9 protein-coding genes are annotated in these 13068 nt (G+C 36.9%); 1 reads left to right on the top strand and 8 read right to left on the bottom strand.

The window, feature by feature from the left end; genetic code table 11:
• Positions 1–77 precede the first annotated feature (77 nt).
• Positions 78–950, top strand: coding sequence for a succinate--CoA ligase subunit alpha (sucD, locus tag LVD16_RS26265; protein WP_233771270.1), 873 nt, complete (start codon positions 78–80; stop codon positions 948–950).
• Positions 951–1003: 53 nt separating this feature from the next.
• Here sucD and LVD16_RS26260 read toward each other — a convergent pair whose 3' ends face one another.
• From LVD16_RS26260 to LVD16_RS26225, 8 genes are all read right to left on the bottom strand, one after another.
• On the bottom strand, positions 1004–3808 hold the full coding sequence (locus LVD16_RS26260; RefSeq protein ID WP_233771269.1) for a PAS domain-containing hybrid sensor histidine kinase/response regulator: 2805 nt from the start codon (positions 3806–3808) through the stop codon (positions 1004–1006).
• Positions 3808–5154 carry a sigma-54-dependent transcriptional regulator gene (locus tag LVD16_RS26255; RefSeq protein ID WP_233771268.1) on the bottom strand — a complete coding sequence of 449 codons (1347 nt, stop codon included), beginning with the start codon at positions 5152–5154 and terminating at the stop codon, positions 3808–3810. The genes LVD16_RS26260 and LVD16_RS26255 overlap by 1 nt, the downstream gene beginning before the upstream one ends.
• Positions 5154–6218, bottom strand: a complete 1065-nt coding sequence (locus LVD16_RS26250) for a glycosyltransferase family 4 protein (RefSeq protein WP_233771267.1) — start codon at positions 6216–6218, stop codon at positions 5154–5156. Before LVD16_RS26250 ends, LVD16_RS26255 begins: the two co-directional genes overlap by 1 nt.
• Before the next feature lie 8 nt (positions 6219–6226).
• Positions 6227–7438 (bottom strand): DUF1972 domain-containing protein, encoded by a 1212-nt coding sequence (locus LVD16_RS26245; protein ID WP_233771266.1) that lies wholly within the window; start codon positions 7436–7438, stop codon positions 6227–6229.
• Between the two features lie 126 nt (positions 7439–7564).
• Positions 7565–8644 carry a glycosyltransferase family 4 protein gene (locus tag LVD16_RS26240; protein WP_233771265.1) on the bottom strand — a complete coding sequence of 360 codons (1080 nt, stop codon included), beginning with the start codon at positions 8642–8644 and terminating at the stop codon, positions 7565–7567.
• Positions 8613–9878 (bottom strand): glycosyltransferase, encoded by a 1266-nt coding sequence (locus LVD16_RS26235; RefSeq protein WP_233771264.1) that lies wholly within the window; start codon positions 9876–9878, stop codon positions 8613–8615. Before LVD16_RS26235 ends, LVD16_RS26240 begins: the two co-directional genes overlap by 32 nt.
• A 1-nt stretch (position 9879) precedes the next feature.
• Positions 9880–10593, bottom strand: a complete 714-nt coding sequence (locus LVD16_RS26230; RefSeq protein ID WP_233771263.1) for an acyltransferase — start codon at positions 10591–10593, stop codon at positions 9880–9882.
• Positions 10593–13058: a nucleoside/nucleotide kinase family protein gene (locus LVD16_RS26225; RefSeq protein WP_233771262.1), complete on the bottom strand. Its 2466-nt coding sequence runs from the start codon at positions 13056–13058 to the stop codon at positions 10593–10595. The genes LVD16_RS26230 and LVD16_RS26225 overlap by 1 nt, the downstream gene beginning before the upstream one ends.
• Positions 13059–13068: the final 10 nt, after the last annotated feature.

Below are 13068 nucleotides of genomic sequence, written 5' to 3'. Positions count from 1 at the left end.
GGCGGGAGTTGCGGCTTAAATCTTTGTTTAAGATAGATAAAATTCTATTTTTGTGGTCAAATTTTAATAGGTGACACATGAGCGTTTTAGTAAATAAAGATTCCAAAATAATTGTGCAGGGGTTCACAGGCTCTGAAGGCACTTTCCACGCGGGACAAATGATCGAGTACGGTACTAACGTAGTAGGAGGAGTAACTCCTGGTAAAGGTGGTCAGACCCATTTGGAAAAACCGGTATTTAATACTGTGCAAGAGGCAGTTGAAACTACAGGAGCAGATGTTTCTATCATCTTTGTACCACCAGCTTTTGCTGCAGATGCTATTATGGAGGCTGCAGATGCAGGTATTAAAGTAATAATAGCGATCACAGAAGGTATCCCTACTAAGGATATGATGATGGCTAAGCAATACATCAGCGATAAAGACGTAGTGCTAGTTGGTCCTAACTGCCCAGGAGTAATCACTCCAGGAGAGGCTAAAGTAGGAATTATGCCAGGGTTTGTTTTCAAGCCAGGTCGTATTGGGGTAGTATCAAAGTCAGGAACTTTAACTTATGAGGCTGCTGATCAAATTGTTAAGGCTGGATTAGGTATTTCTACAGCTATTGGAATTGGTGGGGATCCTATTATCGGAACCAGCACTAAGCAAGCCGTAGAGTTACTAATGAATGATAGCGAAACTGATGCTATTGTAATGATTGGTGAGATTGGTGGTAACTATGAAGCTGAAGCTGCAAGATGGATTAAGAGTCAAGGCAATCCTAAGCCGGTAGTTGGTTTCATTGCAGGACAAACAGCTCCTAAAGGTAAAAGAATGGGACACGCTGGAGCCATCATTGGTGGAGCAGAAGATACCGCTGAAGCTAAAATGAAGATTATGGAAGAGTGTGGATTACACGTAGTAGCTTCTCCTGCTGATATTGGAGAGACTATGAAAAAAGCTCTTTCTTAAGATAAAACTAGAATATATTATAATATAAAAAAAGGACCAATTTGGTCCTTTTTTTATTCCAGGTGATCTGAAATAATCTTTTCTATTACAATATTGATGTGATCGGTTACGATGTCTATTTTTTCACCTAGTTCTTCCCAATCCTGACCTTCTTCCCAGGCTTCAATTTCCTTTACCATTGGTGCGGACTCTATCTTTAGGTTAAATAGGCCAGGTTTAATTTTATGAGCTACAGCTCTAACGGTAGCTTTTTCTCCTTTTTGATAGGCGTTATTTAGCTTCTTGAGCTCTTCAGGTAAAGTATCTACTACCGTTTGCAGCATTTTTTTAATGAAATTAATATCACCACGAGACATTTCTTCCAGCATTTGGATGCTATAAAGCTCAGTAGGTATTTCCTCTTCTTTTACACTTTCGTATATAGGGCGTAGCTTTTCAGGGCGGGCAGCTTTAAGAATCTTACCTATCAGTATTTCCTCATCGAAAGGCTTAGTTATGTAATCATCCATGCCAGCCTCAAAACATTTAACATCTTCTCCTTTAACGGCATTGGCAGTCTGTGCAATGATGGGAATAGTTTTGCTAATATGTTCTCGAATATATTTAGTAGAATCATAGCCATTCATAACAGGCATTTGAATGTCCATAAGGATGATGTCAAAACTCTGGGCTTTTACCAGACCAGTAGCTTCCTTACCTTCAGATGCCTCAGTAACCTGGGCTCCATGATTCGTTAGCAGTGTGGTGGCTAAAAGCCTATTAAACTCATTGTCTTCAACTAACAAAATCTTTAAGCCTTCCAGCGCTTTTTCTTCAGTATCAGACTTGGGTGCCTCTTCTATTTCTTCAGCTTTCACACCTAATTCTAAAGGCACAGTGAGTGTAATGGTAGTACCACGGCCTTTTTCACTTTCAATTTCCAGATCACCGTTCAGTAGATGAATAAGTCGTCGGCTAATGGCTAATCCTAAACCGGTACCTCCATATTTTCTGGTTATACCAGGATCTTCCTGGCTGAAATTTTCGAATAACCTTTCTTTGAACCCTTCATCCATACCTATTCCCGTATCAGAAACAATGAAGCTAACGGCAAATTGTTTATTCTTTTGCTTTTTAGCTTTTACTGAAATACTTACTTTACCTTGATGTGTGAATTTTATGGCATTACCAACCAGGTTAATTAGAATCTGATTGATTCGATAAGGATCACCTTGAAAATACTCAGGCAAATTGGCTTCATAACGGATATTGTAAATGAGGCCTTTTTCCTGGGCTTTATAAAGAAACATTTTTTCAAGCTGCTCTATAGACTCTTTCAAGTTAAAAGTGATGCTATCTATTTTTAACTTTCCTGATTCAATTTTGGTGAGGTCTAATATGTCATTAATAATTACTAATAGGTTTTCAGCAGAGGTATTGATGGCTCTGAGGTAATTATTTTGGTCGTAATTTAGATTAGTCTTCTGAAGTAAATTACTCATGCCCAATATGGCATTCATGGGAGTTCTTATCTCATGGCTCATGTTAGCCAGGAAAATTTCCTTGGCCTTAGCAGATTCTTCTGCCATAGACTTAGCGTCTCGTAGTTCACCTTCCAGGTTTTTCTGCGCAGTTATATCCAAATGAATCCCGATAGATCCGGTCTGCTCACCTACATTATTATAGAGAGGGGCACCACTGATGAGAAGCCAAATCAATTCGCCTCGCTTATTTTTTACTGGTATTTCATACATATCAGAGATGCCTAATTTCCTCTTCTCATTGATGTCATGCATGAATTGTGCATTCTCACCTTTCAGGAGATAGTCAGAGGCTTTATTGCTCTTAATCTCTTCAAAAGAATACCCGGTAATATCACAAAAGCATTGATTAGCATAGATAATATTGTCCTCATTATCCACTTCAAGCAGACCTAGGTTCATATTAGCAATAATGCTTCTATATTTCTCTTCGTTGGTTCTAAGCAACTGCTGAGATTGCTCTATGTTCGTTACGTCTCTATACTTCCATAAGTGGCCAACATATTGATTTTCCATGATTACTGGAATGAAATCCCTTTCAAGGATTCTGCCATCAGCCATTTCGATTACTTCGCCAATAACATGTTCTTTGTCTTTAAGTAGTTCATCAATTCTTTGAACGAAAAGCGCGGGATCTTTGAATAGGCCTTTTATTTCTTCGGCAGAATTAGAACAGTCACTACCAATAAGTAGCTCTGGCTCTACCGGAATACCGAAGATATTGCAAAACACTTGATTAGTAATGATGATTTTTCGGTCTTCATCTTCTAATAAAATGCCATTGTTGAGTCTTGCTATAGTAGTTTTTAAACGGAGATTAGACTTGCGAATGTCTAATTCAGCTCTTTTAATTCCTGAAATATCGGAAAAGATGCCTGTAATTATCGTGGGTTTGTCGTCATCGTTAACTTCTGTTACTAATCCACGAACCATGTACCATTTGTAGCTCTCAGAGGGTTTCCCTAATCTAATCTCCAGTGATAGTTTGTCATTCTTTTTAAGGTCTGGATTTTGGATTGTAGCTAGGAAATTCTTTCGATCACCCTGGTGGATAAGTTCAATCCATTTGGACAAGCTTTGTGTTTGCTCATTATCATCAAAATTAAAAGTAGAGTCGCTTTTTGAGAGATGAATAGTTTGTAATGGTAGATTTATCTCCCAAAAACTATCCTGAAGTTCTTTAGTGACACGGTATTTGCGAATACTTGCTTCAAGTTGACTTGTGTTGTCCTTTTCTTTTAAATGGAGTTTTTCACTGTTGTTAATAGTGAGTAATTTCTCCTTGAGGTAGCCAACTTCATTTATATTTGCTGTGTTTTTATCACTATCCTTTTCCACTACAACTCTCCTTCCTTAATCATTTTATATATGGTTGATTTTCCAATTTCTAGCTTTTTGGCTATAAGCAAAACATTATGATCATACTTATCTAAGAAGTATCTTATAATGTCCTTATTATACTCTTTCATTGATTTTTCTTCTGTAATGAAGTTGTTCTTCCTATCTGTAGGAATGAAAGAGATGTCCTTTTCACTTATTACATTGTCTTCACACATTACAGCGGCCAATTCTATGATAGACTTCAACTCTCTTATGTTTCCAGGAAAGCCATAGCCCATAAGTTTTTTCTTGGCCATTTTATCAATGGTGATTTTATCTAGCTTATTTTCTTTACTGAATTGTTTTAAGAAAAATTCCGCCAGAACGAATATGTCATTTCCGCGGTCTCTCAGGGGAGGAGTAGTTACGGGAAGCCCTACTATTCTATAATATAAATCCTCTCTGAAATTACCTTCGCGTACCTCATTGGCTAAGTTTTTATGCGTTGCTATAATTACACGAATATCTAGAGAGATGCTCTTGTTACTACCTAACCTGGTAACTTCTCTCTCTTGAAGCACGCGTAGGAGTTTACTCTGTAACTCCAACGGCATTTCGCCTATTTCATCTAAAAAAATAGTTCCGTGGTTCGCCTCTTCAAACTTACCAACCTTGCTACCCACCGCTCCAGTAAACGCCCCTTTCTCATAGCCAAATAACTCACTTTCTAACAGGTTAGAAGGAATGGCAGCCATGTTTACAGGTACAAAGGCTTTATTCTGCCTTGGTGAATTATAATGAATAGCCTGCGCTACCAATTCTTTTCCGGTACCGGTTTCTCCTGTTATGGAAACATTAATATTAGTTTTAGCAGCCTTGTTCATCACCTCAAATAGTTTTATTACCTGAGGGCTATTTCCTTTGATCAGTTTGTCAAAGTCATATTTTTGATCTAGCTGCTCCTTTAATTGTTTTACCTCTTCTTTAAGATCTTGTGTTTCCTTAATCTTACCAATGGCGTTCCAAACAAGTTCCTTGGTGTCATCATTTTTTAGAAAATAATCTGAGACCCCCATTTTCATTAGCCGCAGAGCGACGCCCACTTGTTCCTGTCCACTTACTACTATCACTGGCAGATTAGGCATTTTGGCCTTAATTTTTGAAAAGAGCTCATCACCGTTCATGTCCGGAAGCGAAAAATCTAACGTGATGAGATTTGGATTTTCAGATAAGGCCGCTAACACTTCTTTGGCACTTTTAAATAATTCTACTCGATGATCTGGATTTTGAGATAAGTGGTATTTCAGCATTTCGCCGAACCATGGGTCATCTTCTACTATAAATATTGTATATGATTGGGGCATTAGCCTTCCTCCTCAGTAATTAGCAGATAATCACTATCTGGTTTTGGTGATAAATTTTTGTTTCTATACCAAAATATACATAAGAAGTACTCAATTATCAATATTGTCAATAAAATAGATAGAGGTAGTCTTGAACTCACCAATGACGTTATGACAAAAACACAGTGTACAATATAGATCACATAGGATGCTTTCATATGCCCCTGGTGCTTATTTAATATAAGGTGATGAATGTGATTTTTATCAGCAGCAAATGGTGATTTACCTTGCAGAATTCTTTCTGCAAATAATCTAACAGTATCAAAAACAGGAAGAGCCACCAAGCCTATTGCCAGGTTAATGTTAACCTCAATGGGATATACTTTACTAACATCAATCTTAATAATATATAAACCCAAAGTGCTGAAGATAAAACCCAAAATCAGAGAGCCTGAATCGCCCATAAAGATTTTAGCGGGTTGGAAATTATATACAAGGAAACTAAATAAAACGCCACTTAATAACGCACAAAATAGAGCCATTTCCTGTAGGCCGATCATAAAGAATATCACTGCCAGGACTGTTGAATTAATAAAAGAGAGCCCCCCGGCCAAGCCATCTATGCCATCGATAAGGTTAAATGCATTTACAACACCTGTAATGACAACAACGGTTAGAGGTATTTGAAGCATTTCAGGAATTTCATAGATGCCTATAATACCATATAATGAATCTATTTTTACTCCATTTAATGCAAGGAGAGTAGCACAGCCTAGTTGTATTCCTAGCCTTACCAGTGAAGGCAGGTCAAATTTATCATCTAGAAGACCTGTTAAAAACAGTGCTGTAAGCAGTAAAATGAATAATACCCACTGTGGAAAAGCAGTCAAGCTGGGTTGCAAGACAAAGAATGCCGCAATAGCTAGAAAAACCACTACACCTCCTAATGCCGGTATGGGGGAAACATGTAGTTTTCTTTGGTTTGGCCTATCTACAAACTTAAAAGTGATGCCCCAGTATCTAATTAATGGGAGTAAAATAATACCAATGGCAAAACCTATTACTGTATATATTATAATATCCATATTAGTTTTTATTGGTTATGTATTGAGTCTAAAGAAGAGTAATGAGAGATTTCATATTGAAGAAGATCCGAATCTTGAACAGCCGTAGATAGTGATGGAGAAATTTTGCCCTTCACTTTCTTATAGGCGAGCTTGTCAATTAGGTAGCCATATTTATTAGCTATGATTTCCCAACTGTATCTTCTTTCGGCAATGCTTTTCATCTGGGTCTCAAGCTCACTCAAGGTAGTTTCGTCAATATTGCTGATTAATTCCATTAGCTGTTCAGAACTGCTGAAATACCGGGCTTTATTTTCTGTAGTTGCCCTGTTATAGCTAACGTCAAAACAGAAAATAGCTCGCTCCAGATACATGGCTTCAACTAGCGATGGGTTGGTGCCTCCTGCACTGTGACCGTGGATGTATAACCTGCAATTACCCCTTAGTACATCTAGCGTTTCTTGGTGATAAATAGGATCTAATAGGTGAAGATGCTCAAACTGACTAAACTCTTGTTTGCATGATTTACCATATTCGCTATTGTTCCAATTACCAACTATAACCAATGGTAATGCGGTGTTTTTTGAGAAACCCTCCAGAACCATCTTGATGTTATTTTCGGGTTCGATCCTACATACTTTGAACGCATAAGGAGATGATAAGAAAGGATACTTAGTAATATATTCTTGAGTAATCCCCTTTCTAATGGTGTGATTGCCACCGTATTCTATTACGTTACTGAGCGTTTTGTATTCAGTAGCAGTATAATCCTGTATAGCTTCGTTATCAGAGATGTCAACATGCGAGTATTTAACCGCAAGCTTTTCACAAAATCTAAGGTATTTCTTTACATACTTCCCCCATTTATCTCTCTTCCACTCGATGCCATCAATAGAAATGATGATTTTCTTATTAGTGAACCATCTAACAAAAGGTAAAATGATTGCACCAGGCACACCAAGAATTAGTAATACATCGGCATAAAATACAGCATGAATTATGGAAATGATGTCATAAGGAATACTTTGAGCACCGTTAGCATCTAAGGGAAGATAAATCAGTTTAGCATCATTATACTGCTTCAGTCTTTTATCTTTTGGATATTTCTTGCCACTGCAATATACAGTGAGATCATATTTTGAATTGAGAAACTTGGTTAGGTAACTTACTAATGTTTCAAAGCCGCCATAGTTGGCCGGAAGACCAACGGTTCCGATGATTGCAATTTTTTTCGTTTTCATGGGCAGTTAGTTTTGTATGAGATATACCCAATTTATGCCAAATCTTAAGTGGTTGAATTTCAGTAGGTTTTGTTAGTTTTAATTTTCAACTTTTCCATTTTATGGAAGTACCATCTATTATTTAGACTATCCATTAAAAAGTTTAACTATTTCATTTTTGAAAATTGTAGGTGTATAATGGGACGCTTTTGATAAACTGTTTTCCGAAAGGTCTTGATAAAGGCCTGGGTCTTCTTCCATTGCCATTAATGATCGCTTCAGGCTTCCAATATTATTTCCGTCAATTCTGTATCCATTATAATCATCATGGATCAGCTCGCTTGCACCTCCTTTGGTAGGCACTATACAAGGTTTTCCATAGTACATTCCTTCCAATACAGTCATTCCAAAAGTCTCGAGCCATTCGTTGGTACGTGAAAGATTCACCACCACGCTAGCCCTTTGATAGTATGGATGTACATCTTTTTGAGATGGGTAAGCATACAGATTTTTAGGAATATGGTAGTTGCTGAAGTATTTTTCCACATCATTTAAACTGGCATTGAGCACCAATATGAAGCGCATTTCTGGGAGCTCAGTAGATAGTCTTATAAACTCAGGGATACCTTTAAAATCCTTTAGAGAACATATCATAAGTATGGTGAATCTATCACTTTTATTAAGTGCTTGATTATCTAAAGCCTTATCAATAAATGTTTGAGGCAAGCTATTAGATATCACGACCTGGCGCTTGATCTTAAGTGAAAGTTCTTCTTTTAAAAAATGGGATACATGGATGCATAAATTACAGCATCTATTGGCCACCATTATTAAATACCGTTTTAGTAAACGAGGTTTAATTGAAACCTCGTGCATATGATAAATAACTCTGCAACCTTTTAATTTTCCAGCTATGGCTCCTCCGAAAGGTAATAGAGAGTTAATATATATGGTGTCGGATTTATGTATTTTAAAGAATAGTGATAGAAGTATATAGAGATTAACTTTTAGGAAATTAAATAATGTAATAATCTTTATTTTATTCCATTCGTAGCTTATGTAGTTGTATTCAATATTTTCTATATCGGAGAGAAATCCATTGTTAGATTCAGAAGTGTACAAAATTATTTCATTGCCACTTTCTACTAACGCTTCAATTGCCTGACGAAACACAAATGGACTTCCACTTCTGTCATTAAGCAAATGAATGGCGTATATTCTGCTCATAATTGAATAACTCGTTATAGATGGTTTTATATTGCTCTCCTCTTATATCCCAGTGCAGCCAATGATTAAAATGCTCCTGAGCCAGAATGCTCTCGTGTTTCTGAAGAGATATGGAAGAAAATAAGTCTAATAACTTATTTTTAAAAATCTCTATCTCATCATTGTAATTGCAGAGAGGTACCTTTAATTGAGAAAATGGAGGAACCAGTTCTCCCGGTCCATAATTATCATAACAGATTACAGGCACCCCATAAGATAGAGCCTCAGCGACTACCATACCGGCTCCTTCGTGTGAAGGGAAAAGAAAGGCTGAGGCATCATTGTATTTATTTAATAAATCTACTCTTTCAATCCATGGTATAAACTGACAATATGCTTCTATGCCCAGATTACTTACCTGCTGTTGTAATTTTGCGTTGAGAGGGCCACTACCTATGAGTAAAAGCTCGGTTTTGCTTTTCTCCGAATCTTCTAACGTATTTAGAAAGGACGCAAAAGCATGAATAGCCATATCAAATCCTTTAAGAGGGACCATCCTTGCGGCGATCATCACCGTAAACTTCTCCTTTTTTTTGTGAGTGATGTCCATTTTAGGCCGTTCTACAGCCACTGATGGAATAATGATGTATTTATCTTTGGATAAATTTAGCTTAGTAGCCACCGAGCTATTCATACAAATGATTTTTTTAGCTTTTATTTTTGTAATCCATAAGAATGGATCTAAGTGCCAAAATACGTTCTTCATCAGCCAAAGTGCCCTATCTTTTAAAAAAGCTGAAATTCCATGTTGCATAAGGTGCTGTTTAGGCACAAGTGGGTGATGGCCAATTGGCCCCCAAACTAAAGGTTTGCCAAGCAGCCACAGGAAAGATGGGGTCCAGTCATTATGAAAATTAAAATTGTGAGCCACATCAAATTTCATACCTTGTTTTTTGATGAAAAATGGAAGCCCTAATTGCCACATGTAAAAGTAAATCATAGACAAGAGAGGTCCCTTTTTCCACCATCTGGTCCATTTCGGTAAATCATAATACAGAAAAGTAATGGGTTGATGTGTTTCCTCTAATTCTGGATGCTCACTGAAGTATTGGTCAACAGCCGGGCGATTGTTTTCCCTGGTAACAGCGATTACTGCCTGATTTTTGGCTATTTGTAGAATGCCATTCCAGCCCATGCCATCTTCAGATCCTTTATACGGGTTTACAGCATATGCGGTAACAAGTATTGTTTTCATATTAGGCTGCGTTTAGTTTATCTTCTGGTCCTCTCTTTTTAATCAATTTAGCGGGTACTCCGCCAATTATTGAGAGCGGAGGAAATGATTTGGTGACAACAGATCCTGCCGCAATCACACTACCATAGCCAATTTCAACACCATCAAGAATGGTTACCTTACTGCCGATCCAGCAGTCTTTTTCGATGTAAATTCCCTTTCTACTTACCCCCTGATTTTTAATGAGATCATCTAAACTTTGATAATTATGATTTTCTGGGTGGCAGCTGAAGTATTGGCCTACAATGCAATTATTTTCAATAGTGAGCCCACCTGCTCCACCTAAATAGGCATATTCGCCGATGCCTACATTATCACAGATGGAAATGTGACTACCAGGATTTTGCAGAGTGGTGGATACAACCACACGGCTAAAAGAACCAATGCTAACGTTGTTGCCTAAACACAAACCTCTCACTGATAGTCCGTTAAGTTCAACATGGTCTCCTAATTTTAAGTATTTCCCAAATTTGATCTTATTAGAAAATTTCAAGCGTACTCCTTTTCCTAGCATAGCCCCTTTAGGTGCTTTTAGATATATCAATAGTTTCATTCCCCTCACTAGCGATTTGATAGTTTGATATATAAAGGCCAATAAAACTCGGCCATCTAAACTTTCATTAAGCTTGAAAAGTGGGTTGCGTTGCTGTATAATTTTTTCAACTAATCTGATCATCACAATTTGGTTTTAATGGTGTTCATAATACCGCTTAGTGTAGACTCCAGCTGTATGTTTTCCATCGCTCGGAACTCTGATCTTCTATATTTACTAGACAGCTGGTTAAATAGGTTTAAATATTTATGAGTGAGTTCTTCGATAACAGGTTTTGATAATTCTTTCTTTCTGTTTGTAATTACTTCAGCATCAGCGTATAAGAAGAAATTGTAATGAGGCTTCGATACGAATGTGTACAAGGATTTCACAATGGATTCAGGAAGCTGAATGTTTGATCTCCTGGCATCATTTATAAAGTCATAGTAGTAGCGGTCATACAATACTATGTAGCCCCTTCTTAGATATTTGAAGTAAATTACCCACTGCCCTACAATGTAATCCATGTAGTAATATAGGAATCGGGCAAAGGATGATAATTTATTGCTATTGTCACCTTGTCGGGGTAGTTTGGCTACGGAAATGGCTTCTGCCTTGGCTTTACCATATCTCCAGGCACTCAGAATAGGTAAAATGCTTGGTCGATGTCTCAAAACCACCACATTTTTACGATATACTTTTTCAAGATTATATTTCACATGATCAATTACGGTAGACTTACCAGCGCCATCTACACCACTAAAGGTTATAACAATGCCTGATCTATTGAAAAATTGACGAATCGTATCAGTGAAATATGTCACTTTATTGCCAACCCGATGAATGCTTCGGTTGAAGTAAATCCTATGAAGGTTTTTTAGAACACTATTCCTAGTTTCCTCCGAATAGGTGAAAAGATCCTCAAATTTACTAGTAGTTAATTTATACCTCTCCAAAACCTCAATGATGATTTTACTCTTATCATCCATTCTCTGGTTCTTGAAATATGTTATATATTTTTCTGGTACGTCTGTTCCATTTAAGATATAGAAATTAAAAATATACTTGAAATCATTAACTATGTCAGGAACATGAATTCCGTAAGATGTTTTTCTGGAATTCTCCAGAATGTTTTTGCTGCTTGCCAGGATCAGTTCCTTGCGTTTCAGTTCAAATAATAGATCAATTGATAGAAAGCCGCCATTAATGGTGAAGCAATCAATAGAAGTCATAAATGACTTTTTCCTGATATTAGTGCTTTCTACAAATGGGTGAGTTTTGAAGTATTCAACAATACCATTTGCTTGTTTTTTATCTATCAAAATGTCTAAATCAGACTTGATGTTTAATTCATACGGATTTTCATCTATTGATTTTAATAGGCTATGCTTTGTGTAAAATATTCTGTCCAATACATCAGAGACAAGAGCTTGTCTTATGTCCTGGTGCTGAGGTCCTACTTCTGTTAAGGCATCATCCCAGGCTTTTAAAAGCCACGTAATCTGAGTGTGCCATACTTCCTGCTCCTGATACATGAGTAGTGAATAAGAAACTTGATATAGCAGGTATAACTCAATGTATTTATATACCACATCTCTAGGCTCCTCATTAAGAAAATCAGCAATTTTTGTGCAGATACTAAAGCCATTGAAATTATGATTAACTAAGATTTCTTTTTGAAAGTGGAAATGTATGATGTCATAGTATAAGGGCGCTTCAGTTTTGCTGAATTCAAAATCATACAAATAAAACTGATCATTATTGATGTAGCTGTTCCAAGGCGTAAAGTCACCATGGCTATAAGTAAATTGAAATTTCTGAGATGTATCAAGTCTCTCAAATGTATTAATGAGCTTATTCTTTAAGCCATGGGGGAATTTGGATTGATCCAGATAATGGAGTTCTGGAATTAGTTTTTGTATATCAAAATAGTAGGTAGAATTATTAAGATATAACGCTTTTTCGGTGGTTTCACTTAATTTCAATTGATAATTAAGAAGGTCCTGACTGTAAGCTTCTATCTTTTTAGTTTCCTCGGATTTTATCGATGATATAGTGATCTTTGAAGGGTTAGAATAATCGAGAATTTCAGGAATATTTATTCCATCTATTCTTTTTTTCCAGGTAAGCAAACCCTTGTATTCTTTTGCTAATGCTACTAATGAAGCTCCTGTAAGTGCTACTTTGCTGAATACAGGTTTCTCCTTTTCATAATGGAAGCAAACTGCTTTTCTGTATTTCCCCGGAGTTCCAGTGAAAACGGTAAACTGATTAAACTTCATCATTCCCCAATCCACTATGTCATTTGAATGAATGAATAGTTCTACGCGCTGAAATATTAACCTTTGAATTTTGAAGAAGAACACCAGCTTTACGAGCATAGTAAATAGGTATGCTTTCCAGGTATTGACGCTGTAAAATTGTAAGAAATTAGCCTCCCTGGCATTTGATGGCCATAACCACCTCACCGATCCATCAGGATTTTTGAATACATTGAAAGACTCTGATTTATGATTGGCCTTAGGCTCTATTGCTAAGCGGATTGCGAAAGAGGCAAATACTTGCTCTACAATCTTATAATCATCTATGTTTAAGCGTCGGTTTTTCATACCAATGGAC

This window comes from Fulvivirga ligni, from assembly GCF_021389935.1.
Lineage (GTDB): Bacteria > Bacteroidota > Bacteroidia > Cytophagales > Cyclobacteriaceae > Fulvivirga > Fulvivirga ligni.
The sequence above is the reverse complement of the archived record's forward strand: the minus strand, read 5'-3'. Positions and strand labels throughout refer to the sequence as shown.

Bases quoted from the DNA above. Each gene is read 5' to 3' on its own strand.
- LVD16_RS26250 (WP_233771267.1), bottom strand. From the start codon at position 6,218: ATGGATATTATAATATATACAGTAATAGGTTTTGCCATTGGTATTATT.
- LVD16_RS26235 (WP_233771264.1), bottom strand. From the start codon at position 9,878: ATGAAAACAATACTTGTTACCGCATATGCTGTAAACCCGTATAAAGGA.
- LVD16_RS26230 (WP_233771263.1), bottom strand. From the start codon at position 10,593: ATGATCAGATTAGTTGAAAAAATTATACAGCAACGCAACCCACTTTTC.
- sucD (WP_233771270.1), top strand. From the start codon at position 78: ATGAGCGTTTTAGTAAATAAAGATTCCAAAATAATTGTGCAGGGGTTC.
- LVD16_RS26255 (WP_233771268.1), bottom strand. From the start codon at position 5,154: ATGCCCCAATCATATACAATATTTATAGTAGAAGATGACCCATGGTTC.
- LVD16_RS26245 (WP_233771266.1), bottom strand. From the start codon at position 7,438: ATGAAAACGAAAAAAATTGCAATCATCGGAACCGTTGGTCTTCCGGCC.
- LVD16_RS26240 (WP_233771265.1), bottom strand. From the start codon at position 8,644: ATGAGCAGAATATACGCCATTCATTTGCTTAATGACAGAAGTGGAAGT.
- LVD16_RS26225 (WP_233771262.1), bottom strand. From the start codon at position 13,058: ATGAAAAACCGACGCTTAAACATAGATGATTATAAGATTGTAGAGCAA.